The sequence below is a fragment of the Actinomadura alba genome, from assembly GCF_014323705.1.
Taxonomy (GTDB): domain Bacteria; phylum Actinomycetota; class Actinomycetes; order Streptosporangiales; family Streptosporangiaceae; genus Actinomadura_C; species Actinomadura_C alba.
Genome location: NZ_JABVEC010000002.1, coordinates 526,580 through 552,429 on the forward strand (window position 1 = coordinate 526,580; position 25,850 = coordinate 552,429).

Sequence of the window (25,850 nt, forward strand, 5' to 3'; positions counted from 1 at the left end):
GATGTCGGTCTGGTGCTGAGCGATGAACGCACACTGTCACGTACCGTCCCGCCGCGCGGTGAATCCCCGGCGGGACCCGCCCGGGTCCTTCTGCTGATCGGGCAGCTCGGCCTGGGCGGCACTGAGAAGCAGGTCGCCCTTCTCGCCCGCGGGCTGCGCACGCGCGGAATCGATGTCCGGGTTCTCGTGCTGTTCGAGGGCGGGGCCTGGGAGAACGACCTGAATGCGGCCGGCGTGCCGGTGGTCCACCTCGGCTTTCACCGCAGGGTGGCCGGCTGGCGGATGCTGCCGGGCAACCTCGCGGCGTTCCGCAGGTTCGTGCGCCATCTGCGCCGCATGCGGCCGGACGTGCTGCATGCGTTCCTGTACCACAGCTACGTGACCGCGGCCCCCGCCGCCAGGCTGGCCCGGGTGCCGGTGCTCGTAGCGGGTCGCCGCAGCCTTGGGGACTACAAACAGGAGCGCCGCGCGCTGCTGGCGGCCGAGCGCGCCGCGACGAGCCTGACCGACCTGCTGATCGCCAACGCGCACTCGGTCGCCGACGACACACTGCGCCACGAAGGGGTACCGCCCCGCAAGCTCACCGTGGTCTACAACGGGCTCCCCGACTCCGCCTTCGCCCCGGCCGTTCCGGCGGCGATCGACACCGACCTGCCCGTGGTCCTGTGCGTCGCGAACCTCAAGCGCTACAAGGGCCACCGGTATCTGCTCGACGCCGTGGCGCGGCTCCGGCCGGGCCTTCCCTGCACGCTGGCGCTCGCCGGCGCGGGACCGGAACGCCCGGCGCTGGAACGCCAGGCCGACCGGCTCGGCATCGACGTGCGCTTCCTCGGGGCACGGACCGACGTCGCCCGGCTGCTGGCCAGGGCGGACGTCGTGGTCCTCCCGTCCCTGCACGAGGGCATGAGCAACGCCGTCATGGAGGCGATGGCGGCGGGGCTGCCGGTGGTCGCCTCCGACGTCGGGGGGACCGCCGAGCTGATCCGTGACCGGGGTGTGCTGGTGCCGCCCGCCGACGCGGGTGCGCTCGCCGCCGGGCTCGAGCGCGTGCTCACCGACCCGGCGTTCGCGGCGCGGCTGGGTGAGCGGGCCCGCGCTTGGAGCCGGGAGCACCTGCACGTCGATGGCATGGTCGACCAGCACGTTCGAATCTACGGGGAACTTCTGGAGCGCCGATGTGCGGAATAGCCGGTGTCGTGTCCACAGCCGGCGTCCAGGCGGGTCTCGTGCGCCGGATGTGCGACGTCATGGTCCACCGCGGCCCGGACGGCGAGGGCTTCCACGAGGACCACGACGCCGTGCTCGGCATGCGCCGGCTGGCGATCATCGACGTGGCCGGCGGTGACCAGCCCGTCTACAACGAGGACCGCACCGTGGTCGCGGTCTTCAACGGGGAGATCTACAACTTCCGCGAGCTGCGGGACGAAATGCGGGGAAAAGGGCACCGCTTCACCAGTGAGGGTGACACGGAATGCCTGGTCCACCTGTACGAGGAGTACGGCGACGAGTTCGTGCACCGGCTGCGCGGCATGTTCGCCTTCGCCATCTGGGACCGCCGCAGGCGACGGCTGCTGCTCGCCCGCGACCGCGTGGGCAAGAAGCCGCTGTACTGGAGGGCCGGCGGCCGCTCGCTGTCGTTCGGCTCGGAGTTGAAGTCGCTGGTGCGCGATCCCGCGTTGCGGCGTGAGGTCGACCCCGTGGCGCTGCACCACTACCTGACCTACCAGTACGTGCCGGCTCCGTGGTCGATCTACCAAGGGGTCCAGAAGCTGCCGCCAGGGCATCTGCTGGTCTGGCAGGACGGCGTGCACGAGCTGCGCCGGTACTGGCGGCTGGACTTCACGCCGCATCGCGTCGAGGACGAGAACGAGGCCGCCGAGCGGCTCCGCGAGCTGCTGCTCGACGCCACCCGGGTCCGGATGGTGAGCGAGCGCCCGCTGGGCGCGTTCCTGTCCGGCGGGATCGACTCGTCGGCGGTCGTCGCCGCGATGGCGCGCCAGTCCGGTGAGCGCGTGAAGACCTTCAGCATCGGGTTCGACGACCGGAACTTCGACGAGCGGCGCTACGCGCGCAAGCTCGCCGAGCTGTACGACACCGACCACCACGAGATGGTGGTCACCCCTTCCGCTCTGGACGTCCTGCCGACGCTCGTCTGGCACTTCGACGAGCCGTTCGCCGACTCCTCGGCGATCCCGAGCTTCTACGTGGCCAGGATGAGCCGCGAACACGTCACCGTGGTGCTCAACGGCGACGGCGGCGACGAGAGTTTCGGCGGGTACGGCCGTTACCTGGCGATGGCGCGTACCGACCGGATCAGGGTCCCCCCGAGTTCCCAGGCCTGGCTGGCCCGGGCCGGTTCCGCGATCCTCGGCCGTACCGCGCCGCGTTCGTCGCTGCGGAAGGTGGGCCGGGTCCTCGAACTGCTCGGACAGCCGCATTCGCGCCGGTACGCGGGGCTCGTCTCGTACTTCACGCCGGCCCAGAAGCTCGCGCTCTACACCGGCGAGCTCCGGGAGCAGGTCGCGCACGAAGACAGCTACGAGCTGCTCGACGAGGTCGTGGCCGCGTCCCGCGCCGACTCCACCCTCGGCCAGATCATGGACGCCGACGTCAACACCTACCTGCCCGGTGATCTGCTGGTGAAGGTGGACATCACCACGATGGCCAACTCACTCGAGGCCAGGTCGCCGCTGCTGGACCATCACCTGATGGAATGGGCCGCCGGGGTGCCGGCCAATTTGAAGATCCGCTCGGGCACGACCAAGTATCTGCTGAAGAAGGCCGTGGCGCCGTGGCTGCCGACCGAGCTGATCACCCGGCCGAAGATGGGGTTCGGCGTCCCGCTGGCGGCCTGGCTGCGTACCGACCTGCGCGAGCTGTCATGGGACGTGCTCACCGACCGTACCGCCAGATCGCGTGGGTTCTTCCGGCCGGAGGCGGTCGTGGCGCTGCTCGAGCAGCACGACTCGAACTGCGATCACAGCAGCCGCATCTGGGCGCTCATCCAGTTCGAGCTCTGGCATCGCATGTTCGTCGACGATCCGCACCCGGCCGGCGTGCCGTATCCCTCGGATGGACCGCATCCCTCGGGTGGGCCGTATCCGTCCGGTGGGCCGTACCCGTCGGATGGCGAGCTGCCCTCGTGCGGCGACGCCAGGCCGCGGTCGACATGACGCGCTCACGATCGGGCGGCGACCGGATGACGATCGTGCTGGCCGTCGGCTCCCTGCGGCTCGGTGGAACCGAGCACCAGGTCGTCAAGCTCGCCGTGGGGCTGCGGGACCGCGGCCACGACGTGCACGTCATCGCCCTTCGCTACGGCGGCCCGCTGCGGTCGGCGCTCAAGGCGGCCGGCGTCCCGGTGCGGGTGTTCGCCTACGACGGCGTCCGGCAGCGCGACGGCGCCGGGCGGCTGTCGCCGCGCGGGTCGCTCACGCACCTGGGAAGGCTCCTCGCCCTGTGGAGGTACTTCAGAAGCCTGCGGCCCGACGTCTGTCACGCGTTCCTCTTCGGCTGCTACACCAGGGTGCTTCCGCTCGCGTGGGCCGCCGGGGTGCCCGTGCGGGTCAACGGTCGCCGGGGCGCGACCCCGCCGAGCCCGCTGGGCGTCCGGCGGGAGATCCTCGACTTCCTGGGCCGCCGTGCCTCGTCCCTGTACGTGTGCAACTCGCGCGCGGGCGCCGATGAGCTCGTACGGCGCGAACGCGTGCCCGCCCGGCGGGTCGTGGTGATCTCCAATGGCGTTGACCTGCCCGACACCGTGGCCGACGTCGAAGGCCGGCCGGCCCGGGGGATCGTCGTGGCGAACCTCATCCACTACAAGGGCCACGCCGATCTGGTCGACGCGTTGACGCTGCTGGCCCGGCCGCCGAAGATGACCTTCGTCGGTGAGGGCCCGGAGCGCGACGCACTCACCCGTCTCGTCGGTGCGCGGGGGCTGACGGGCACCGTCGAGCTCACCGGGGCGGTGCCGGACGCGCGCCCGCTGTTCCTCGCCCACCAGTTCGCGGTGCTGCCCTCGCATCAGGAGGGCCTGCCGAACGCCGTGCTCGAGGCGATGGCCGCGGGGCTACCGGTGATCACGACGACGGTCGGCGGCATCCCCGAGATCGTGACCGACGGCGTCACCGGGCTGCTGGTCCCCCCGCGTGACCCCGCCGCTCTGGCGGACATGATCGAACGGGTCGCGGCCGACCCGGGCCTGCGCCTGCGGCTGGGGACGGCCGCCAGGCGCGCGGCCGAGGACTTCGGGGTGCCCAGGTGCGCGGCGCGGCACGAGGCCGCCTACCGGGCGCACCGGTGGTGAACAGCGCGGCTCGCCAGGTCGCACACTCCATCACGACCCGCGTCACCATGCTGCTGGTCGGTGCGACCGTGAGCGTCGCCATCGCCCGGGGGCTGGGGCCCGAGGGCCGGGGCGCATACTTCGTGCTCGTCACCATCGCGATCACGGCGATCTCGCTCGGCCATCTGTCGGTCGAGCAGGCACAGGTCTGCCTGTGGACCCGGCCGGAGGCGCGTGCGGCGCTCGCCGCCAACAGCGTGGTGCTCGGGACGCTGGTCGGCGTGCTGTCCGCGCTCGCGACGGTGGTGGTGACCTCCGCACTGGGCCCCGACGTCGTGCCGGTCCCGAGCCACGGCCTGCTGGCCGTCGCCCTGCTCGGCATTCCGCTGAGCATGACGGTGTTGTACGTCAACAACATCCTGGTGCTGCGGTCCCGGATCGAATGGGTCAACTGGAGCGGGCTGTGCGCCGGCGCCGTTCACTGCGTCGTGCTCCTCTCCCTGGCGGCGACCGGGCGGCTGTCGCTGACCTGGGTCGTCGTGATGTGGGTGGTCTCGCTCGGGCTGCCGCTGGCGATCCTGATCCCGGTGGTACGGCCCCGGCTGCGCTGCCGCGACCTGTCTCTGGCCCGCCGGGAGCTGGGCATGGGCCTGCGCTACCACACCGGTCTCGTGTCCCTGTTCCTACTGTTCCGGGTCGACATCCTGATGCTCAACGCGATGATGACCCACGTCGCGGTCGGCCTGTACTCGCTCGCGGCGACCCTGATCGAGCTGACCCGGGTGGCGGTCGACTCGATCGCCCAGGTCGCGCTGCCCCGGCAGATGGAGGGCGACCAGGGCTCGGCCGCCGCCTTCACCGCCAGGACGGCTCGCCTGACGTTGCTGTTCGCGGTGGCCTCGGTCGGCCTCATGTGCCTCGCGGCACCGATCCTGATCCCCGTCGTCTACGGCACGGCGTTCGCCGGCAGCGTCGCACCGCTGCTCGGGCTGGCACCCGGCCTGGTGGTCCTCGGCGCCACCAGGACGGTCGCCGCCTTCCTGCTCCGGCTGGACCGCCCGATGCTGATGTCGGCGATCTCGGTCACCGCGCTGGTCGTGAACGTGGTCCTGAACCTCGCCCTGATCCCCGCGTACGGCATCGTGGGATGCGCCGTCGCCTCGAGCATCGGCTACGGCGTGCTCGGCGGTCTGCAGGTCGCGTGGTTCCTGCGGGCGACGGGGCTACCGCCCCGCGCGCTGCTGCCCGGACGCGGGGAGATCCGCTATCTGGTGGCGGTGTCGGCGCGATCGGCGGCCGCCGTGACGGCCCGCGTGCGCAGCCGTGGTCAGCGGGATCTCGCTGGGGATGACCGCTGATCCTGTAGCCACAGCAGCGTGCCGAGCGGCAGCGCGGACGCCCACAGGATCCGGGCCGGCCCGGACAGGTCCGCGAACTGGCGGCGCAGCGGGATCCGCTCGCCCAGGCTGCACCGGCTGTACTGCACGGCGGCGCGCAGGAACATCGAGGGCGCGTGCCGGAACCACGCCAGGTCCTTGGTCAGCATCGCCGAGTAGTGCTGGAGCACCGGCCTGCGCATCTGCTCGGTCTTGCGGTGGCTCAGCCGGTCCGAGCCCGAGGTGTGGACCTGCACCAGCGGGTCGTCCACGTAACGGGTCAGGTACCGGCAGCCGATCTCGCGCCAGACCATGCCCTCGAACACGTAGTTCTGCCCGGTCGGCTCGGGGAACGGATGGGCCCGCAGAACATCGGCGCGCAGCAGCCCCGAGCGGTCGCCCGTGGCCCGGTGGATGTACACGGCGTCGTGCCAGGAGCAGTCCACCGGTGCCGGGCCGGGGAAGTCGTCGCCGATTCTGCGCCCGTCGTCGTCGACGCAGCGTCCGACCACGCCGAAGAAGCCGTCCCGCCGGGTGGAGGGGATCTCGTTCCAGCGGGCGAGGAGCCGGGCCATCCCGCCCGGCACCAGTTCGTCGTCGGAGTCGACGAGCGCCACCAGTTCTCCCCGCGCGAGGGGGACGCCCCGGTTGACGGCCGTGTGCTTGCCCCGGTTCGGCTGGCTGACGTGCCGGATCGGGAACGGCGCGCTGCTGGTCAGGTCGGCCATCAGCTCGGGTGTCTCGTCGGTGGAGCCGTCGTCGACGACCACCCACTCCACGTCGATGCCCTGAGCGGCGATGCTGGCGTACAGGGTGGGCAGGGTGGCGGCGCGGTTGTAGGTGGCGGTGACTATCGATATGAGCATGGTCGGTCGCTCTCTGTCGTCGGTGGCCGGTGGTGGGGCGCCGTCACACGGAGGCCTTCGGCCCGGTCTTCTCGAAGACGTACTCGTTGCACCCGAGCCCGCCCGCGCAGGTCTTGAGATGGCGCAGCTCGAAGCCCCGGTCACGCAGGAAGGCGAACACCTGCTCGGGCTTGGCCACCTCGAAGGGGTATCCGCCGACCCAGTCGACGAGGTCGTGCCGGGCCGACATCCCGCGGGCCCGCGGCCCCGCGGCCGGGCGGTGGGGGCCCTGCCGGACCAGCCGGACCGCCCTCCGCAGCGGTACGTGGCGGCCGAGGTAGGCCGCGCTCGCGGCCACGAGCGCGCGGCGCATCAGCGGGCCGGATCTGTTGTAGCGCCGCTTGACCCGCCGCCACAGCCGGCTCTCGATCCCCTGGTCGTTGTAGATGGAGATGTACAGCAGGCAGCCCGGGCCGACGAGGCCTGCGACGGCCTCCACCGCGGCCCACAGGTCGCCGGTGTGGTGCAGGACGCCCCAGGAGTAGACGATGTCGAACCGGCCGAGCGCCGAGACGGTCCGCTCGTCGAGGATGGAGCCCTCGGTGATCGTCCAGTCGCTGCCGGGGGCGAACCGCTCGCGCAGCTCCACCGTCGCCGCGACCGACTCGGGGTCGAAGTCGAAGGACCGGACCCGGGCCCCGAGCCGGTGCGCGGCCAGCGAGAAGAGCCCGCTTCCGCAGCCGACGTCGAGGAACGTGCGGCCGGACAGGTCGCGGGTGCCGAGCGAGGTGACGAGCGAGTCGACGGCGGTCGCGATGCGGGGTTCGTCGACCAGCTCGATGAATCGCAGCCAGTTGCTGCCGAACGCGAACCGGTCGCCCGCGCGGATCTCGGTCGGGCTGTCAACCATGGGCTTGGCCTTTCTGGTGAGGACGCCAGACGGGCCCGTCGCGCAGTCGAGCGGGCTCCTGGCATGGGTCCGGTGATGACGCGCCGGCCGGATGGCGGGCGGCGGCGAGCAGGCAGCCGAGGGACAGCCAGAACGGCATGCTGATCGTCGGGTTCGCCAGCAGGTTGGCGAAGAGCAGGTTCGTGGCGAAGGCGAGCGTGATGCCGAGCGGAAGGGACAGGTCCCCGGGCCGCCGTCCCCGGACCGCCAGCCACAGGATGACGAGGAAGACGACGAGGGTGGCCGCTCCCGACTCGGCCGCCAGGCGGAGGTAGTCGTTGTGCGTGCCGATCTCGAGGCCGAAGCGGGGTGAGCGCGCGGCGTAGGAGCTGAACGTCCCGTACCCGATCCCGTGGAAGGGGTGCTCGACGGCCGTCCGCAACGCGAACTCGGCCGCCTGCTGCCGGACCTCCCTGCTCCGGCTCAGATCCGCCGGCCCGCGGTCGCCGGCCGTGACCCTGCGGACCAGCTCGACGATCCCCGGGAGCATGACGGTGACGCCGGTGCCGACCGCTATCAACGCCTGGTGCCCGCGCGGACGCCCATGGACGAGGGTCACGGCGACGCCCACGGCGGCGGCGACGAACGCCGCCCGCGACTGGGTGCAGACCATCGCCACCAGGCAGATCGTCCCGGGTACGAGCCACAGCGGATTGCGCGTGCGCCGGGTGAGCCCGACGGCCGCGACGAGCGGCATCGCGAGCAGCGCCGCGAGATAGTTCGGGTTGAGGCCGAGCCCTTCGAGCCGGCCGCCCATCTCCTCGCCGGCCGCGAGGGCGTACCCGGCTGCGAGGGCGCCCACCAGCGCGGTCATCCGGGCGAGGTCGCGCGGACGAGGCGGGGCGGCGATGGCAGCGGCCGTCAGGGCGAGGCCCGCGAGGATTCCGGCGAGGTCATAGAAGACGATCATCACCGGCAGCGGCCCGTCGAGGCACGGCACGAAGCTGACCAGCAGCAGGCAGCACATCAGCGCCGCCCACAGGTGCGGAGGCCGTACGGCGTGGACGCCCGCCACGATCCGGACCGCCGCGGACAGCGTCACCACGACGATGGCGAGGATGACGAAGGTGGCGTCGGCGACCACGGTGCCCACCACGCTCAGTGGGATCAGCAGCAGCGCCGTGGCCGTCGGCCGGCGGAGCGCGGCGGCCGCCAGGACGGCGGCGGCGAGCGCGAGGACGGTGAGCCGCTGCTGGCGGATCAGCAGGCAGGTGAGGACCAGTGAGCCCAGGACCGTCAGCGCCGGCGTGGTGCGCACCAACGTGCGCACCAGCGCCGACCGGACGGCCCCGTGCCGGATGAGCACGTGCCGGATGAGCGCGTGCCGGATGACCGCAGCGGTGGTCACCGCTGCGCCCGGCAGTCGTGTCCGCGGCGCCGTCGAATCGGTGGCGGCAACGACCGTTGGTCCATCACGTCACTCGGCGTCCTTAGGTCGGATGGCCAGATGACCAAGGTTTTGATCAACGATCACATACCCACTGTCACGGACTAGATACTACGGGTAGTCAATACTCGCAACGACCATCCGGGATCTTGGGAGCGTGTCATGGCGAGGACGAAGTATCTGGTGACGGGCGGTGCGGGCTTCATCGGGTCGCATCTCATCGACGCGCTGCTGGCGCGCGGTGATTCGGTGATCGCCCTGGACAATCTCTCGACGGGTCAGCTGTCCAACCTCGACGCGGCGGGCGGATGCCCGGGGTTCCGGTTCGTGCACGGTTCGGTCCTCGACGAACTGCTGGTCGACGAGCTGACCCACCAGTCCGACGTCGTGGTCCATCTCGCGGCGGCCGTCGGGGTGAAGCTCGTCGTGGCCCAGCCGCTCCGGTCGCTGACCACCAACATCCGCGGTTCCGAGATCGTGATCGAGGCCGCGCACCGGTACCGCAGGAAGATCCTGGTGACGAGCACGTCCGAGATCTACGGGAAGAACTCCTCGGGCCCGCTGCACGAGGGGGCGGACCGCATCCTCGGCAGCCCCACCGTCGTGCGCTGGGCCTACAGCACGGCCAAAGCGGTCGACGAGATCCTGGCCAACTGCTACCACCGCGAGCGCGGGCTGCCGACCATCACGGTGCGGCTCTTCAACACGGTCGGGCCGCGGCAGAGTCCCGCCTACGGCATGGTCATCCCCAGGCTCGTCCAGCAGGCCCTGCGCGGCGAGCCCCTGACGGTGTTCGGCGACGGCCGCCAGACGCGCTGTTTCGCGCACGTCGCGGACGTGGTGGACGCGATCCTGCGGCTCCTCGACGAGCCGGCCGCCATCGGGCACACCTTCAACATCGGCTCCTCCGAGGAGACCAGCATCGCGCGGCTCGCGGAGAAGATCAACATGCGCTGCCAGGGCCGGTCGGACGTCGAGCTGATCCCCTACGACCAGGCGTACGGGCCGGGGTTCGAGGACATGCAACGACGCGTGCCCGACACCGGGAAGCTGCGTGAACTGACCGGATGGGTGCCGAGCCACTCACTCGACGACGTGCTGACCGACGCCATCGCACAGGCTCGCCACGATCTCGACCTGCATCCCGAACCAGTGTCGGTGTGACCGGCATGCTGGCCCCGATGGCGGGTGCCGCCGTCGGGGCCCTGGTGCTCGCCGACGTGCTCAGCGGTGTGCTCCGGCGGCTCGCGCTGCGGCGTGGTCTCACGGATCGTCCCGGCGTGCGCAAGGCCCACACCCGGCCGATGCCCTACCTCGGCGGGGTCGCGATCACCCTGGGCACGCTGATCCCCGTGGTCGTGCTGGTGCCGCGCTGGGACGTGCGCCTCGCGGTCCTGGTCGTCGCGAGCGTCGCCGTCGCGGTGCTCGGCCTCGTCGACGACCTCAGGTGCCTGAGCCCCGTCGCGCGGCTCGTCGTCGAGGGGCTGGCCGCCACCGCGGTGGTCCTGATCGGGGGCCGCATCGCGGCGTTCGGGAACTGGCTCGACCTGATCGTGACCATGCTGTGGATCGTGGTCATCACGAACTCGTTCAACCTGCTCGACAACATGGACGGCGCCGCCGCCACCGTGGCCACCGTGGTCGCGGGTTTCCTGGCGTGGGCGGCGTTCCTGAGCGGGCAGACCGGCCTGGTGCTGCTCCTGCTCGCGCTCTCCGCCGGGTGCCTGGGCTTCCTCATCCACAACTGGACGCCGGCGCGCCTGTTCATGGGCGACGCGGGTTCGCTGTTCATCGGCTTCGTCATCTCCGCGGCCGCCGTCCTCGTCGACCTGCCCGGCGGGCCCATGTCCAGGATCGCGGAGATGCTCCTTGTCACTTTTGTCGCCACGGTCGACACCTGCCTCGTCCTGGTCTCCCGGAGCCGGGCCGGCCGCCCGCTGCTTCTCGGCGGCACCGACCACATCTCGCACCGGCTTCGGCGGCTCGGGATGAGCATCCGGCAGGTGACGTTCACCCTCTTCGCCGCGACGCTCGTACCTTGCCTGTGCGGTGTGCTGGTCGCCGAACAGCGGCTCCCGGGCTTCGCGGTGGTCGCCGGCGTCACCGCGATCGCGGTCTTGGTGATCTCGGTGCTGCTGAGGGTCCCGGTCTATCCGGCCGAAGGACGGCGTACGGACGCTCCCGCCCCGCCCATCTCGACGCGGGCGCTGTCCACCGACCGGTCCTGACCCGGATCCCGCGGCGGCACGGCCGCGGGTGACGGCGGCCGTGCAGCCGTCTGTCTCACAGGCGCTCGACGGTGGGACCGGCGCATCGGTTGCGGGTGTCGAAGATGTACCGGCTCGCGCGTTGCACCAGCTCGAAGTCGAAGACGTCGTGATCGGCGAGGACCACCACGGCGTCGGCGGCCCGGAGCTCCGAATCGTCCAGGGGGACGAGCGCCACCCCGGGTGGGACGTGCAGCGGTTCCACGTACGGATCCGCTGCCCGGACGTCCGCGCCGAGCTTCCGCAACGCGCTCACGACCGCGATCGCCGGCGACTCGCGCAGGTCGCCGGTGTTCTTCTTGTAGGCCAGCCCGAGCAGGAGGATCCTGCTGCCGTTCACCGCCTTGGATCGCGCGTTCAGGCCCTCCGTCACCCGCCGGACCACGTGGTCGGGCATGTGGTCGTTGATGTCGTTGGCGAGCTCGACGAACCGGAAGTTGTGCCCGAGGGTCCGCTTGACCTGCCAGGAGAGGTAGGACGGATCGACCGGCAGGCAGTGTCCGCCGACCCCCGGGCCCGGCGAGAACGGCAGGAACCCGAACGGCTTGGTCGAGGCGGCCTCGGTGGCCTCCCAGATGTCGATGCCGAGCTGGTCGGCGAAGATCGCTATCTCATTGATCAGCGCGATGTTGACGTGCCGGAAGGTGTTCTCGATGAGCTTGATGAGTTCGGCCACCTTGAGGGTCGACACGGCGATGGGCCGGTCGACGATCCGTCCGTAGAAGTCCTGGACGGCCGCGAGTGAGGCGGCGTCGAGACCGGCCACGATTTTCGGGGTGTTCTGTAGGTTCCAGTGTGGATTGCCGGGATCGATCCGTTCCGGGCTGTACCCCACGTGGAAATCATCGGGAGCGCGCAGACCGCTGTGCTCTTCGAGCAACGGCAGGAGCAGTTCCTCCGTCGTACCGGGATAGGTGGTCGACTCGAGCACGACCAGGCAGCCGGGCCTGAGATGGTGCCCTATTGTGCGCGCGGCCTCCTCGACATGGCTCAGATCCGGGACCCCGTCCCGCAGCGGCGTCGGGACGGTGATCACGCAGATGTCGAAGCCGGCGGCGTCGGCGGGGTCGTACGTCGGCAGATAGCGGCCGGTCTCGAGCGCCGTCACGAGCCGGTCGTCATGGATGTCCTCCACATAGGAGTCGCCGGCGTCCAACCGCTTGACGCGCTGCTCATCGGAGTCGAGGCCGACCACGTGAAAGCCGCTGTCCAGCGCCCGGAGTGCGAGAGGCAACCCCACATATCCCTGACCGATCACCACAAGTCGCCGTGCCATGAACCCCTCCGCAGTCGAATCGTCCGCAGTCAAAACTCGGCTGCTCCATAAGTAGCGCCAGAGTGATCATGGGGAAAAGGGTTGCATCGCTCAATTTTCGGCAAACTCGCCACTTCACGGTCGGCCGTTGTCAAGGCGCTTCGGCCGGTCAATGGATTTCCTGGCGCGTCGCCGTTCCAGGCGCCGCTGATCTGGGCATCTGTAGTTAATCTACCTTCGTAGAGCTCGCGTGCGGTGAGGCTTCACATGTCTATCGCGGCGATTATCGGCGATGCTGCTCTGATGTCGGGAAGTGTATGAAATGGAATTCATCAAATATCTTCGCCTACTCCGGAGACATTGGTTGCTCATTGCGGTTTCCGTGGTCCTGTCGGGGGGTGTGGCCATGGTCGTCACCATGCGCCAGACGCCTCAGTACCAGGCGTCGATCACGATGTTCGTGTCGGCGGCCGACCGCACCACGAACTCGTCCTCGGCCTACCAGGCCAGCCTGCTGTCACAGGAGCGCGTGAAGTCCTACGCCAACCTGCTGAAGAGCGAGCGGGTGGCCAGGAAGCTCGCGACGACACTGGGCGGCGGCCTGTCCGCCGCGGGCCTGCAGGCGAGGATCTCGGCCGAGGCCATCCCCGAGACGGTGCTGCTGCGGGCGATGGTGGTGGACGAGTCTCCCGAGCGGGCCAAGAGCATCGCCGACGCCCTCGGCGTCGAGTTCGGCGCGCTGGTCCAGGAACTCGAGCGCCCACCCGGCGACGCGCGCCCGCTCGTCAAGGTGACGGTGGTCGACAACGCCCAGGTGCCGGCGTCGCCGGTGAGCCCCCAGCCGCTGCTCAACCTGATGCTGGGACTGCTCGTCGGCTTCGGCATCGGGGTCGGCGGCAGCCTGCTGCGCGAGGACGCCGACAGCTCGGTGAAGTCCGGCGGCGACCTGCGCCACATCACCGGGGGAGCCGTCCTCGGCACGATCGGCTACGACGGCGCGGTGTCCAAGCGCCCGCTGGTCGGCGACGGCGCCATGCACACCCCACGCGCGGAGGCGTTCCGCTTCCTCCGCGCCAACCTGCAGTTCGTCGACGTGGACGAGCCGGTGCGACTGGTCGTGGTCACGAGCGCGCTGCCCAAGGAGGGGCGCACTCTGACGACCTGCGACCTGGCGGTCGCCCTGGCCCAGGCGGGCCGGCGCGTCATCGTGATCGACGCGGATCTGCGCAAGCCCCGTGTCGCGCGCTATCTCGGCGTCGACGGCGCGGCCGGGCTCACCAGCGTTCTCGTGGGGCACGCCGCTCTCGACGACGCGCTCCAGCAGTGGCGGGACCTTCCGCTCCTCGTGCTGCCGAGCGGGCCGATACCGCCCAATCCCGGTGAGCTGCTCGGTTCACACCACATGCACCAGCTGCTGGAGGAGGTCCGTGACCGGGCCGACCTCGTTCTGATCGACACGCCTCCGCTGCTGCCGGTCGCGGATGCCACGGTCCTCGCCCGCAACTGCGACGGCGCCGTGATGATTGCCAGGCACGGCCGCACGCAGGCGGACGAGCTGCGCAGCGGGGTGGAGCGGCTCCGCGCGGCGGACGTGCGCCTGCTCGGCAGCGTGCTGAACATGGCTCCGGCCAAGAGCGGGCTGGGCTACGGCTATGCCGGCGAATTCGAGGGGTCGGCGAACGGCGTCAAGGCCCGCTGACCACCACCGGGGCGGCCGGTGCGGGTCACCGGCGGATGAGCCGGGAGAGAACTCTCTGCTGAACCGGCTCCCGGGGGGTCAGCGACCGCGGAACACGGCCGGCCGCTTCTCCCTGAACGCGCGTGAGCCCTCCTTGGCGTCCTCGGAGCCGATGACGGGCCACCCGATCTCATCGGAGACCTTCAGAGCCTCGTCCTCGGGAAGATGCGCCGTCGCGCGGTAGGTCCGCAGGATCGCCTGCACCGCGAGCGGCCCGCATGCGGCGATCTCGGCGGCGAGGGCGCGGGCCGCCGCCAGCGCCCCGCCGTCCGGCACGATCTTGTTGATGAGGCCCATGCGCAACGCCTCCTCTGGAGCCACGGACCGGCCGGTGAGCAGGATGTCCATCGCGAAGGCGTAGGGGATCTGCCGTGGCAGCCGGATCGCGGAACCGCCCATCGGGAACAGCCCGCGTCTCGCCTCGTACAGGCCGAGCGTCGCGCCCGCGGCCACCACGCGCAGGTCGGTGCCGATCAGCAGCTCGGTGCCACCGGCGACGGCGTACCCCTCGATCGCCGCGATCAGCGGTTTGGTGGGCGGCTCGTCCCGCAGCAGGGCCTTCCAGTGGTAGTCCGGGATCTCGGCGGCGCGCCGGCGCACGCGCTCGTCCTCGGACGGGGTCCCCATGGCCTTCAGGTCGGCGCCGGCGCAGAAGTGGCCGTCGGCTCCGGTCAGGATGCCCACCCGTACGTCCGGCTCCGCGGAGATGTACGCCCAGGCCTCGGCCAGCCCGACGAGCATGTCCTGGCTCAGCGCGTTGCGGGCGGCGGGCCGGTCCATCGTCACGGTGACCACGTGGCCGTCCCGCTCGACGACGCAGTGCGGAGTGCTGATGGGCAGCCGTTCGGTCATGCCGTGCCTCCCTCTCCGGCCCCGATCCCGCGATGGGCCTCGATCGGGCGTGTTCGATCGGGCGGGCTCGATCCGGGACCATAAAACGAGAACCGATTCTAGTAAGAAGGTGTCCTGCTGGACAGGCCTTGCCCGGCAAAACGAGAACGTGATCTACTGCGGGTCCGGAGTCATTTCTCCGGGTGACGGGGCAGACCGGCACGCTGACACCGTACGACTGCCGAGGGAGAACCGATGGGGTCGTTGGGCTTTTGGCGGCTCGCGCAGCAGGATCCTGACCGGATCGCGGCCGTCGACCCTGATGGCACGGAACACACCGCCGGTGAGCTGCTCGCCAGATCCAATCGGGCCGTCCACGGCCTGCGCGCCCTCGGGCTGGTGCCGGGCGACGGCGTCTGCGGTCTGGTGCCGAACGGCACGGAGGGGCTCGTCCTCTATCTCGCCGCGCTGCAGGCGGGGTGGTACTACACCCCGATCAACTGGCATCTGACCGGGCCCGAGATCGCTTACATCGTGGCCGACAGCGGGGCCAGGGCGTTCTTCGCGCACGAACGGTTCGCGGCCGAGGCGGCGCGCGGGGCCGACGAGGCCGGGCTGGAGCCCGAGCGACTGTTCGCGTTCGGCGAGGTCGCGGGCTTCCGGCCGTTCGCCGAACTGGTCGAGGGGCGGCCGGCCGAGCCGCCCGGCGACCGCACGAACGGCGCCACCATGCACTACACCTCGGGTACCACGGGGCGGCCCAAGGGCGTGCGGCGGCGGCTGGCGGGCCTCGACCCCGACGACGCGGCCGAGCTGATGACCTTCCTGCTGTCGTTCTTCGGGATCACCCCGGGACGGCCCAACGTCCACCTGGTCACCTCGCCCGGCTACCACACGGCGGTCACGCAGTTCGGCGGCACGGCCCTGCACATGGGGCACACCCTCGTCTACATGGACCAGTGGGACGCCGAGGACACGCTCCGGCTGATCGAGCGTCATCGCGTCACCAACACCCACATGGTGCCGACCCACTTCAAGCGCCTTCTCTCCCTGCCCGAGGCGGTACGGGCGCGCTACGACGTGTCGTCGATGCGATGGGCGATCCACGCGGCGGCGCCGTGTCCCGTGCCGATCAAGCAGGCGATGCTCGACTGGTGGGGCGACTGCGTCTGGGAGTACTACGCCGCCACCGAGGGCGGCGGCACGATCGCCTCGCCGCAGGACTGGCGGGCGCATCCGGGCACCGTCGGCAAGGCGTGGCCGATCAGCGAACTGCTCATCGTCGACGAGCACGGGAACGAGGTCGCGACGGGCGAGCCGGGCACCATCTACATGAAGATGGCGGGGAGCGAGTTCGAGTACAAGGGCGACCCGGCCAAGACCCGGGCGAACCGGTTGAAGGACCACTTCACCGTCGGCGACATCGGGTACCTCGGCGAGGACGGCTTCCTGTTCCTGTCCGACCGCAAGGCGGATCTGATCATTTCTGGCGGCACCAACATCTACCCCGCCGAGATCGAGAACGAGATCATGGTGCACCCCAAGGTCGCCGACGTCGCCGTCTTCGGCATCCCGGACGACGAGTGGGGCGAACAGATCAAGGCCGTGGTCGAACCGGCGGCGGGCGTCGAGCCGGGACCCGCGCTCGCAGCGGAGATCATCGAGTCGCTCGACGGCCGGATCGCCCGGATGAAGTGGCCGAAGTCGATCGACTTCATCGACGCCATGCCCCGTGAGCCCAACGGCAAGCTGCTCAAGCGCAAGCTCCGAGACCCCTACTGGAGGGAGCGCGACAGTGCCATCTGATCCCCGCCGTGATCATGCAGTTGTTCGCGCGAACAACTGCATGATCACGGCGGAGAGGGAAGGAGGGGCGTGAGTTCTTCGGCTCCGAACCACGCGCTGGAGTTCCCCGGCGGTTACACGCGATCGGTCGGACCGGTGATCGGCCGTTTCCTGACCGAGCTCCGCGACGGCCGGCTCGTCGGCGTCCGCACGGCGTCCGGCCGGGTGGTCGTCCCGCCCACGGAGTACGACCCGGAGGACGGCTCGGCGGTCACCGGCGAGTTCGTCGAGGTCGGCCCGGACTGCACCGTGGAGTCCTGGTCGTGGGTGCCCCGGCCGCGCCGGAGCCATCCCCTCCAGCGTCCCTTCGCCTGGGCCCTCATCAGGCCGGACGGTGCCGACACCGCCCTGTTGCACGCGCTCGACCTCGGCGTGTTCGAGGAGGGCGCGAAGCCGCCGCGCGAGCTGAGGACCGGCATGCGGGTCCGGCCGAAGTGGCGCTCTGAACGCTCGGGCGGGATCGGCGACATCGAGTGCTTCCGGCCCGACATCGCGATGATCAACGACTCGCGCCGTACGGAGTATCACCTGCCGCCGGGCCGCGCGCTCGAACGGTTCCTCGAGGGGATCGCCGAGGGCAGGTTCCTCGGCCACCGCTGCGGTGTCTGCGGAAAGGTCTACGTGCCGCTCAAGGGCCTTTGCCCGGTCGATGGCGTGCCCACCACCGAGGAGGTGGAGGTGCGCGACACCGGCACCGTCACCACGTTCGCGGTGAACAACATCCCCGACCCCCGCGCGCCGGAGGTGCCGTTCGTGTCGGCCTACATCCTGCTCGACGGCTCCGACCTCGCGATGCTCGCCCTGGTCGCGGGGGTCCCGGCGGATCAGGTGCGGATGGGCATGCGGGTCAGGGCCGAGTGGCGGCCGCGGGAGGAGTGGGGCGCGACGATGGCCAACATCAAGTGGTTCGCCCCCCTCGACGAGCCCGACGTCCCCTTCGCCGCCATCAAGGACCACCTGTGAAAGCGAGCGGAGCGAGGCAAATGAACACAGCGGTGGTCGCGTTCGTGCAGTCGGCGCACACCGGTGAGGACACCGGGCTGTCCGAGACCGAGTTGCTGGCACCGGTCATCGCCGAGGTGAAGCAGAAGAGCGGCGTCTCCCGGTTCGGGTTCACGTGCTCGGGGTCGTGCGACTACCTTGCCGGTGCGCCGTTCTCCTTCGTCGCGGCGCTCGACGCGGTGGGCGCGTGGCCGCCGATCTCCGAGAGCCATGTCGAGATGGACGCGGCCTGGGCGCTGTACGAGGCCTGGGTACGGCTTCAGCACGGTGACATCGACACGGCGCTGGTCTACGGCTTCGGCAAGTCGTCGCAGGGCGACCTACGCGAGATCATGACCTTGCAGCTCGACCCGTACTACCTCGCGCCACTCGGCCCGGACCAGGTGTCGCTCGCCGCGTTGCAGGCGCGGGCCTATCTGGAGAGCTCGGGTGCCGAGGAGGACGACCTCCTCGCCGTCGCGGCCCGGTCGCGCGCCGCCGGGCGGGCCAATCCGTACGCGCTTGACCTGCCCGATCCGGATCCCACGGTCGGCTACGAGGTCGCGCCGCTGCGGCCGTACGACGTCGCACCGATCACCGATGGGGCGGCGGCGATCGTGCTCGCGGCCGGCGACAGGGCACGTGAGCTGTGCGAACGCCCGGCCTGGATCCGCGGCATCGACCACCGCAGCGACGCGCACCAGCTCGGCGCCCGGGATCTGACCCGGTCGGAGTCCGCCGCGCTCGCGGCGGCTCGGGTGGGTGTCGGCGACGTCGAGGTGGCGGAGCTGCACGCGCAGTTCAGCCACGAGGAGCTGATCCTGCGCGCCGCCCTCGGCCTGCCGGACGGCGTCGTGGTGAACCCCTCGGGCGGTCCGCTGGCCGCGAACCCGGTGATGGCGACCGGCCTGATCAGGATCGGCGAGGCGGCGGCGCGGATCCACGACGGCTCGGCGACGCGGACGCTGGCGCACGCGACGTCGGGCCCCTGCCTGCAGCAGAACCTCGTCTGCGTGATGGAGGCGGAGTGAACGAGGCGATGGAGCGCCGCGAGCGGGCGTCAAAGCGCCCGCGAGCCGCCGAGCGGAGCGAGGCAATGAGACACGAGGCGGACTGATGGCGAACCCTTGCGCGGTGATCGGGGTCGGGCAGACCGAGTACCGGACGAAGCGCCTCGACGTGTCGATCGCCGGCCTGGTGCGCGAGGCGGCGCTGCGCGCGCTCGAGGACGCGGACCTGACGTTCGGGGACATCGACGCCGTCGTCATCGGGAAGGCGCCCGACCTGTTCGAGGGCGTGATGATGCCGGAGGCCTACCTCGCCGACGCCCTCGGTGCCCGGGGCAAGCCGGTGATGCGGGTGCACACGGCCGGTTCCGTCGGCGGCTCGACCGCTCTGGTGGCGGCCGGGCTGATCCAGGGTGGCGTGCACGATCGGGTGCTCGTCGTGGCGTACGAGAAGCAGTCCGAGTCCAACGCCACCTGGGCGCTGTCCACGCATCCGCCCATGACCGCGTCGCTGGTGGTCGGCGCCGGGGGGTACTTCGCGCCCCACATCCGGTCCTACATCCGCCGCTCCGGCGCGCCCGACCACATCGGCACGCTGGTCGCGGTGAAGGACAGGGTCAACGCGCTGCGCAACCCGTACGCCCATCTCAAGATCGAGGGCATCAGCCGCGAGATGGTCGAGATGACGCCGATGCTCTGGGAGCCGCTGCGCTATCTCGAGACCTGCCCGTCCTCTGACGGGGCGGCGGCGATGGTGCTCGCGAGCGAGAGCGCGGCGCGGGGCGTGAACCGGCCCGCGTGGGTGCACGGCGCGGCCATGCGCTCCGAGCCGATCTTCTTTGCCGGCCGGGACACCGTGAACCCGCAAGCCGGCAAGGACTGCGCGGCCGACGTCTACGGGCAGGCCGGCATCACCGACCCGCGGCGCGAGCTCGACTGCGCCGAGGTCTATGTCCCCTTCTCCTGGTACGAGCCGATGTGGCTCGAGAACCTCGGCTTCTGCGGCGAGGGGGAGGGGTGGAAGCTCACCGAGCAGGGCGCGACCGCCTTCGAGGGCGATATCCCGTGGAACCCGTCCGGAGGCGTGCTGTCGTCGAACCCGATCGGCGCCTCGGGGCTCATCCGTTTCGCCGAGGCCGCCCAGCAGGTCCGGGGGCTCGCCGGCGACTGTCAGGTCGAGGGGGCGCGACGCGCCCTCGGCCACGCCTATGGCGGCGGCGCGCAGTTCTACGCCATGTGGGTCGTCGGCACCGAGAAACCGTAATCCCCCGCGGCCTTCGGAGGTCGTCCGATGGAGTTCAACCACGCTGATCTGTTCGAAGGACTGGCCGACGCGATCGGCGACCGGGTGGCCGTCGTGTGCGGTGTGCCGGCGGACGACGGCACGCCCGGAACGTACGTGCGGATGACGTACACCGAACTCGACGCGCACGCCAACCGGCTCGCCCACCACCTGGAGTCGGCCGGGGTCGCCGCCGGCCAGCACGTGGGCGTCCAGCTCTACAACGGCATCGAGTACATCGCGACCGTGCTCGCCGCGCTGAAGATCCGGGCCGTGCCGATCAACGTCAACTATCGCTACGTCGAGTCGGAGTTGCTCTACCTCTATCGCGACTCCGACATCGTCGCCCTGGTCCACGACGTCGAATTCGCCGACCGGGTGGCGGCGACCGCCCAGCGGGCGCCCGCGCTGCGGCACCTGATCTCGGTGGGCGGCGTCTCGGTAGGCGGTATCTCGGTAGGCGGTACGTCCGGCGGCACCGCCGCGGTGGCGTACGAGGAGGCCCTGGCGGCGCAGCCCGCCACCCGCGGCTTCCCGGCGCGCAGCGGCGACGACCTCTACATCATCTACACCGGCGGTACGACCGGGATGCCGAAGGGCGTGATGTGGCGGAACGAGGATCTGTTCATGGGGTTCGGCGGCGGCAACCCGTACGGCGAGCCGCGCGCGACCCCGCAGGAGGTGATCGAGCACGCCAGGAACGCCGGCCCGATGGTGATGATGGCGGCGCCCCCGCTGATGCACGGGGCCGCGCAGATGGCGACCTTCATCGCGTGGTGGATGGGCTCGACGATCGTGTACACGCGCAGGTTCGACGCCGCGCTGGTGCTGCACGCGATCGAGCACGAGAAGGTCCTCACGCTCAACATCACCGGCGACGCGATGGCGATCCCGCTCGCCGACGAGCTGGCGGCCGGCGAGTACGACCTTTCGTCCCTCATGGTCATCAGCTCGACCGGGGCGATCCTCAGCGGCTCGGTGCGGGCGCGGCTGCAGGGCCTGCTGCCGAACACGATGATCCTCGACAACTTCGGCTCGAGCGAGTCGGGCTACACCGCCTCGGGGGTCGAGGGCAGCACGCCGGAGTCGGGCCTGAGGTACCGGCCCAACAACGACCGCCTCGCCGTCCTCGACGAGTCGCTCAAGCCGGTCGAACCGGGCTCCGGCGACATCGGGCAGGTGGCCAAGCGCGGGCACATCGCGTTCGGCTACTACAACGACGCCGGCAAGACGGCTCGTACCTTCCCCGAGGTCGACGGGGTGCGGTGGCTGCTCACCGGCGACGTCGCGACCGTCGAGGCGGACGGCACCATCGCCATCTTCGGCCGCGGTTCGCAGTGCATCAACACGGGCGGTGAGAAGGTCTTCCCCGAAGAGGTCGAGGCCGTCCTCAAGGGCCATCCCGAGGTGTTCGACGTGGTGGTCACGGGCATTGCCGATGATCGGTTCGGCAGCCGTGTGGCGGCGGTGATCCAGCCGTACGGGGAGGCGCCGGCGGCCGAGGAGCTCGACCGGCACTGCCGCGGGCGGCTCTCCGGCTACAAGGTGCCCCGCACGTACGCGTTCGTCGACCAGGTCAAGCGGTCGCCGGCGGGCAAGGCCGACTACCGCTGGGCACGGGAGGTTGCCGAGCGCTCCGCACGCGGCTGAAGATGCGCTCTCCTTTCGCGGACCGTGCCGGAATGGATACGCTGAGTATCCCCCCGAAGGTGTGATCTCAAGGAGTGCGAAGGGGATGAAGACGTTATGGTCGCCACCTCCCGCAAAGCCGTGCCGAGAGAAAGCCCGCCGCAGAACGAGAGCTCAGGGGCCGATGAGCCGGATCCGTCGGATGCGGCGAGCGGGCCACCTGCCGCTGTGCGGCAGAACCTCCGCGCCCTGTATGACCATCTCGTACCGCATCTGGGTAGGTGGCGGGCCGAGATCCTGGACGGGCGGCTCATCGTGAGCCCCTTGGGGACGCCCGAGAACCAGTGGATGGCCCTGTTGCTCGCAGACGCGTTCCTGCCGTTGGCACGGGAGCGCGGGTGGCGCGTCTACCCGGGCCTCGACGTATGCCTGCCGGGTTCACGGGACCCCTTCGAGCCCGATTTCGTGATGGCGCCGAAGGACGCCCCGCGCTGGGGTGTCCGTGAGGTGTTCACTGACGGCCTCGTCATGGTCGGTGAGATCGTTTCCCCGGGCAGTGCCGAGGACGATCGGGACAAGAAGCCGGGCATCTACGCGGGGGGTGGGGTGCCGGTGATGCTGCTCGTCGACCCGCTCTCCGAACCGCCCACGGTGACGGTCTTCAGCGGTCTGCAGGACGGCCGCTACACCGAGTCGGCCTCCGTGGAGATGGGGAAGAGCCTGCACATTCCGGAGCCGGTCGACTTCGAGCTCGACACCGTGATCTTCCTGGAGGACTGAGCTGAGCGTCCCGGGGGACGCGGTCGCCGGGGTCTGCGGCCTGTCTTGAGGATCGTGGCCGGTTCTGGCCATCCGATTGCGGTGTCGGTAGGCTCGCTGTAGCAGAGTTGCTCGTAAAGAGAGCCTCTCTTTCGGAGAGGAATATGATCCGCGTGTCGAGCCAGGAGCGGGCGAAGCTCATCCGCGAGCAGCTCATCCGGGAACTGCAGCGGGCCATGCAGCGCAACACCATGTGGACGGTACTGCTGCACAGCACCACCGCGAGCAAGGCCGGGATGAACGTCACCGACGCCCAATGCGTGAACCTCCTGGTGCTCGACGGCCCGATGACGCCGGGCCGGCTGGCGCAGGCGATGGGGATCACCACGGGCGGGGCGATCACCGCGGTCATCGACCGACTGGAGAACGCGGGCTACGTCAAGCGCACCCGCGACCCCGACGACCGCCGCAGGGTCATCGTCGAGCCCGTCCCGGAGGCTGTGGAGAGGTTCGCGCGGTACTTCGAGCCGATCGCGCGGGCATCGGGGGAGAAGTTCGCGACCTTCAGTGACGATCAGCTGCGGGTGCTGCTGGACTTCGCTCACACCACCAGCGACGTCATGCCCGGCGTGATCAGGGAGATCCAGGAACTGCCGTAGCGCCGGCGGCCTCGGCCAAAGCGGTCACGACGAGCGCGTCGAGCAGCGCGGTCGTGGCGGGCGGGTCGGGCGGCTCGCCGTACGTCGCGGCCATCACGCGCCGGATCGAGCCGGGCAGCCTGACGGCGCGCACACCGGGGTTGCGGGCGGCCGACAGGGCCAGCCCCGGCAGCGTGGCCACCCCCAGTCCCGCCGCGACGAGGGCCTGCACGGCGACGTAGTCGTCGGTCGTGAAGGACACCCGAGGCTGGAACCCGGCCTCCGCGCACATGTCGAGCAGGTGCATACGGCAGTGGTCGCACCCGGCGATCCACCGGCGGTCGCGGTGGGCGGCGAGGTCCCCGTCCCCGTGCTCGTGCCCGTCCTCCGGGTGCGGACCGGCGGGTGTGATCAGGTAGGTGGGCTCCGCCAAGAGCGGCCGGGTACGGATGCCGTCCTCGAGCCGCAGACCGTGCCGCGGGTCGTGCCGCTGGGCGCCGCTGTCGTCGTCGTACTTGAAGATCACCGCGGCGTCGACCGTTCCGTCGCGCAGCATCCGCACGGCCTCCGGCGTCTCGGTCTCGACCAGCTGCAACTCCAGCCCCGGATGGTGGGCGGCCAACCGGGCCGCCGCGGCAGGGACGAAGGTGCCGAGGGCGGAGGGGAAGGCGGCCAGCCGTACCCGGCCCTGCCGGAGGCCGACGTGCGCCGCGAGTTCGGCCGACGCGGCGTCGAGCCGCCCGAGGATCTCGGCGCCGCGCTCGGCGAGCAGCCGGCCCGCCTCGGTGAGGCGGATCCCCCGGCCGGCGCGCTGGATCAGCGTGGCGCCGGTCTCGGCCTCGAGCCTGGCCAGGTGGTGACTGACCGAAGGCTGGGAGTAGTGCAGCTCGCGGGCCGCGCCGGTCACCGATCCGGTGGCGGCGACGGCGACCAGGACGCGCAGGCGGATGACGTCCAGCATGAGGACAACATATCGATGTCATCTATGAAAAAGGACAAGACTTGGCATTGGACCTATAAGTGGAGCGGATGCAGGCTAGGAGTATGACCCTCAACGGATCCGTCATTGCGCGACCAGGGCTGGAGCACCTCGTCGGCGGCGTGCGCGCCGCCGTCGACCGGCACGCCGGCTGGCAGCGCACCGCCTCGCTCGTCGCCGGTGTGCTCGAGGAGCGGCTGCCCGGCCCGGACATCCTCACCGTCGAGGAGCAGACCGGCGACCCGGCGGGCTACCAGAGCCACCTGCTCCACGTGGAGCCGGACGGCTCCTTCTCCGTACTCGCCGTAGTGTGGCGGACCGGCCAGGTGACGGCGATCCATGATCACGTGACCTGGTGCGTGGTGGGCGTGCTGCGCGGCGTCGAGCATGAGGAGCGGTTCGAGTGCCCCACCGGCGACCATCTCGTACGGGTCGGTGAGAGCGCCAACGCGGAGGGCTCGGTGACCGGCTTCGCCCCGCCGGGCGACATCCACCGGGTGTGCAACCCGAACCAGCTGACGACCATCTCCCTGCACGTCTACGGAACCGACGTCTCCCGGATCGGCTCCAGCGTCCGCCGGGAGTACGACCTGCCGATCAGGTCGGCCGGGCGTTGACCGGCCTCAGGACGTCGTCGAGCGTCTCCGCGAGCAGCCCGGGTACCCGTCACGGGCGGCGCCCGAGCAGGGCCACGAGCCGGTCCTGGGTGCTCGCCGACTCGGCTACGTCTACGGGGGCGGCGAAGATGCCGAGGCCCTGCCAGTCGCCGATCCGCGACTCGGCGCCGTCGTACACCATCGCGACCAGGTCCTCGTCCATCGCGTCGTCGGCACCGATGCCCCGGGCGAGGTCCCACGCGTGCACGGTGAGGTCCATGGTCATCTGCCACGCGTACTCGGCCGCCGGAGTCAGGCCGCCGGTGGTGTACACCGAGCCGTCCAGCGCGCCCCGCCGGTGAAAGGCGACCTTCGACTCCGCCGCGGCCTGCTCCCAGGCCCCGACCGGATCGGTGCCGAGGACGTCGCCGTCGAACCGGTCGCCGACCTCGGCCAGGGTCGCGCCGCGCAGGAGCAACGGCGCCCACAGGTGCTCGCTCGTTAGGTGGTCGACCAGATCGCGCACCGTCCAGTCGGTGCACGGCGTGCCGGCCGACCACTGTTCGTCCTTCACCTGGTGCACCCGGCGGTCGAACTCCGCGAGCGCCTTGTCGAACGCGTCGAGCTGCTTCATGCCTCTACCACCTTTGTCCGCCGCGACCCTCTAGCCACACCTGCCCAATGCCGCCCGCCTTCATTCGACGAGAGTGGTTGCGCGAGGCCGCGACCGTTGATCGCGGACTCGTCGTGATCATCAGCCAGTGAGCCGGTTGTCGGCAGGGCCCCATGAAGTGCGTCGCAAGGAAGAGCAGAGCCACTATGACGAGCACGCCGAACGTGCGAGACGGCTGGATGTGCTCCAGCGGGCCGAGAATGAGTTCGACCCGATTCCGTTCGACGTGGAGGCGGCGAGGATCTACGGCCGGGTGTCAGCGGCCGTGGTCGCCGGCGGCCGTAAGCCGCGGCGCAGCGCGAACAACTGCATGATCACGGGCGAGGATCTCGCCATCTCGGGTGGTACACGCGCGAGGTGCGCGAACAACTGCATGATCACGGCGGTGGTGGGGGGGCTGGCGGCGAAGGGAGCGGGGCGCGACTGAGACGATCAAAGATTGGGGTAGGCATAGGTGCCCGGATGCTTGATCGTCTCCCGTGGGGGCGTTCTTCGTCACTTGGTGGAGGCGTCGCCCCGGTGCTCGGT

At 70.5% G+C, this 25,850-nt stretch carries 23 protein-coding genes; 16 read left to right on the forward strand and 7 right to left on the reverse strand.

What is annotated here, in order from left to right; translation table 11 throughout:
- Positions 1 to 12 precede the first annotated feature (12 nt).
- Genes HKK74_RS05345 through HKK74_RS41270 form a run of 4 tightly spaced genes read left to right on the forward strand, consistent with a single transcriptional unit; the run spans position 13 to position 5,643 of the window.
- A complete protein-coding gene (locus HKK74_RS05345) occupies positions 13 to 1,188 on the forward strand; it encodes a glycosyltransferase (protein WP_187241884.1) in 1,176 nt (391 codons plus the stop codon).
- Positions 1,176 to 3,173: an asparagine synthase (glutamine-hydrolyzing) gene (asnB, locus tag HKK74_RS05350; RefSeq protein WP_187241885.1), complete on the forward strand. Its 1,998-nt coding sequence runs from the start codon at positions 1,176 to 1,178 to the stop codon at positions 3,171 to 3,173. The genes HKK74_RS05345 and asnB overlap by 13 nt, the downstream gene beginning before the upstream one ends.
- Complete coding sequence (locus HKK74_RS05355; RefSeq protein WP_187241886.1) at positions 3,170 to 4,306, forward strand: glycosyltransferase; 1,137 nt, start codon at positions 3,170 to 3,172, stop codon at positions 4,304 to 4,306. Before asnB ends, HKK74_RS05355 begins: the two co-directional genes overlap by 4 nt.
- Entirely contained in the window at positions 4,300 to 5,643 is a 1,344-nt protein-coding gene (locus HKK74_RS41270) for an oligosaccharide flippase family protein (protein WP_187241887.1), read from the forward strand. The genes HKK74_RS05355 and HKK74_RS41270 overlap by 7 nt, the downstream gene beginning before the upstream one ends.
- Here HKK74_RS41270 and HKK74_RS05365 read toward each other — a convergent pair.
- The 3 genes from HKK74_RS05365 to HKK74_RS41275 are packed head-to-tail and all read right to left on the reverse strand — an operon-like array spanning position 5,613 to position 8,803.
- Complete coding sequence (locus HKK74_RS05365) at positions 5,613 to 6,527, reverse strand: glycosyltransferase family 2 protein (RefSeq protein WP_187241888.1); 915 nt, start codon at positions 6,525 to 6,527, stop codon at positions 5,613 to 5,615. The two genes, HKK74_RS41270 and HKK74_RS05365, sit on opposite strands and share 31 nt — an antisense overlap.
- A 43-nt stretch (positions 6,528 to 6,570) precedes the next feature.
- A complete protein-coding gene (locus HKK74_RS05370; protein WP_187241889.1) occupies positions 6,571 to 7,416 on the reverse strand; it encodes a class I SAM-dependent methyltransferase in 846 nt (281 codons plus the stop codon).
- Complete coding sequence (locus HKK74_RS41275; protein WP_187241890.1) at positions 7,409 to 8,803, reverse strand: O-antigen ligase family protein; 1,395 nt, start codon at positions 8,801 to 8,803, stop codon at positions 7,409 to 7,411. The genes HKK74_RS05370 and HKK74_RS41275 overlap by 8 nt, the downstream gene beginning before the upstream one ends.
- A gap of 201 nt (positions 8,804 to 9,004) precedes the next feature.
- Between HKK74_RS41275 and HKK74_RS05380 the strand changes: the two genes are divergently transcribed.
- Positions 9,005 to 10,006, forward strand: a complete 1,002-nt coding sequence (locus tag HKK74_RS05380) for an NAD-dependent epimerase/dehydratase family protein (protein ID WP_187241891.1) — start codon at positions 9,005 to 9,007, stop codon at positions 10,004 to 10,006.
- A 5-nt stretch (positions 10,007 to 10,011) separates the two neighbouring features.
- Positions 10,012 to 11,070 (forward strand): MraY family glycosyltransferase, encoded by a 1,059-nt coding sequence (locus tag HKK74_RS05385; RefSeq protein WP_246491249.1) that lies wholly within the window; start codon positions 10,012 to 10,014, stop codon positions 11,068 to 11,070.
- A gap of 55 nt (positions 11,071 to 11,125) precedes the next feature.
- Here HKK74_RS05385 and HKK74_RS05390 read toward each other — a convergent pair whose 3' ends face one another.
- A complete protein-coding gene (locus HKK74_RS05390) occupies positions 11,126 to 12,385 on the reverse strand; it encodes a nucleotide sugar dehydrogenase (protein ID WP_187241893.1) in 1,260 nt (419 codons plus the stop codon).
- 301 nt (positions 12,386 to 12,686) lie between these two features.
- Between HKK74_RS05390 and HKK74_RS05395 the strand changes: the two genes are divergently transcribed.
- The gene (locus tag HKK74_RS05395; RefSeq protein ID WP_187241894.1) at positions 12,687 to 14,063 is read left to right on the forward strand and encodes a tyrosine-protein kinase domain-containing protein; all 1,377 of its coding nucleotides are present in this window, start codon (positions 12,687 to 12,689) and stop codon (positions 14,061 to 14,063) included.
- A gap of 78 nt (positions 14,064 to 14,141) precedes the next feature.
- Here the strand turns inward: HKK74_RS05395 and HKK74_RS05400 are convergent, their stop codons facing one another.
- Positions 14,142 to 14,954, reverse strand: a complete 813-nt coding sequence (locus HKK74_RS05400) for a crotonase/enoyl-CoA hydratase family protein (RefSeq protein WP_187241895.1) — start codon at positions 14,952 to 14,954, stop codon at positions 14,142 to 14,144.
- A 234-nt stretch (positions 14,955 to 15,188) separates the two neighbouring features.
- Between HKK74_RS05400 and HKK74_RS05405 the strand changes: the two genes are divergently transcribed.
- The 7 genes from HKK74_RS05405 (at position 15,189) to HKK74_RS05435 (ending at position 23,095) form a co-directional block, all read left to right on the forward strand.
- Positions 15,189 to 16,739, forward strand: a complete 1,551-nt coding sequence (locus HKK74_RS05405; RefSeq protein ID WP_187241896.1) for an acyl-CoA synthetase — start codon at positions 15,189 to 15,191, stop codon at positions 16,737 to 16,739.
- Positions 16,740 to 16,808: 69 nt separating this feature from the next.
- Positions 16,809 to 17,741, forward strand: a complete 933-nt coding sequence (locus HKK74_RS05410; protein WP_187241897.1) for a Zn-ribbon domain-containing OB-fold protein — start codon at positions 16,809 to 16,811, stop codon at positions 17,739 to 17,741.
- A 20-nt stretch (positions 17,742 to 17,761) separates the two neighbouring features.
- Positions 17,762 to 18,790 carry a thiolase family protein gene (locus tag HKK74_RS05415; RefSeq protein ID WP_187241898.1) on the forward strand — a complete coding sequence of 343 codons (1,029 nt, stop codon included), beginning with the start codon at positions 17,762 to 17,764 and terminating at the stop codon, positions 18,788 to 18,790.
- An 85-nt stretch (positions 18,791 to 18,875) separates the two neighbouring features.
- Positions 18,876 to 20,030 (forward strand): thiolase family protein, encoded by a 1,155-nt coding sequence (locus HKK74_RS05420; RefSeq protein ID WP_187241899.1) that lies wholly within the window; start codon positions 18,876 to 18,878, stop codon positions 20,028 to 20,030.
- Positions 20,031 to 20,057: 27 nt separating this feature from the next.
- Positions 20,058 to 21,698 carry an acyl-CoA synthetase gene (locus HKK74_RS05425; protein ID WP_187241900.1) on the forward strand — a complete coding sequence of 547 codons (1,641 nt, stop codon included), beginning with the start codon at positions 20,058 to 20,060 and terminating at the stop codon, positions 21,696 to 21,698.
- A 207-nt stretch (positions 21,699 to 21,905) separates the two neighbouring features.
- Positions 21,906 to 22,457: a Uma2 family endonuclease gene (locus HKK74_RS05430; RefSeq protein WP_187241901.1), complete on the forward strand. Its 552-nt coding sequence runs from the start codon at positions 21,906 to 21,908 to the stop codon at positions 22,455 to 22,457.
- A gap of 143 nt (positions 22,458 to 22,600) precedes the next feature.
- On the forward strand, positions 22,601 to 23,095 hold the full coding sequence (locus HKK74_RS05435; protein WP_222721864.1) for a MarR family winged helix-turn-helix transcriptional regulator: 495 nt from the start codon (positions 22,601 to 22,603) through the stop codon (positions 23,093 to 23,095).
- Here HKK74_RS05435 and HKK74_RS05440 read toward each other — a convergent pair.
- A complete protein-coding gene (locus HKK74_RS05440) occupies positions 23,070 to 24,035 on the reverse strand; it encodes a LysR family transcriptional regulator (RefSeq protein WP_187241902.1) in 966 nt (321 codons plus the stop codon). The two genes, HKK74_RS05435 and HKK74_RS05440, sit on opposite strands and share 26 nt — an antisense overlap.
- Positions 24,036 to 24,118: 83 nt before the next feature.
- On the opposite strand from HKK74_RS05440, the gene HKK74_RS05445 reads away from it, so the two are divergent.
- The gene (locus tag HKK74_RS05445) at positions 24,119 to 24,670 is read left to right on the forward strand and encodes a cysteine dioxygenase family protein (RefSeq protein ID WP_187241903.1); all 552 of its coding nucleotides are present in this window, start codon (positions 24,119 to 24,121) and stop codon (positions 24,668 to 24,670) included.
- A 49-nt stretch (positions 24,671 to 24,719) separates the two neighbouring features.
- Here HKK74_RS05445 and HKK74_RS05450 read toward each other — a convergent pair whose 3' ends face one another.
- Positions 24,720 to 25,283 (reverse strand): TIGR03086 family metal-binding protein, encoded by a 564-nt coding sequence (locus HKK74_RS05450; protein WP_187241904.1) that lies wholly within the window; start codon positions 25,281 to 25,283, stop codon positions 24,720 to 24,722.
- A gap of 157 nt (positions 25,284 to 25,440) precedes the next feature.
- On the opposite strand from HKK74_RS05450, the gene HKK74_RS38965 reads away from it, so the two are divergent.
- Entirely contained in the window at positions 25,441 to 25,749 is a 309-nt protein-coding gene (locus tag HKK74_RS38965) for a PIN domain-containing protein (protein ID WP_222721865.1), read from the forward strand.
- Positions 25,750 to 25,850: the final 101 nt, after the last annotated feature.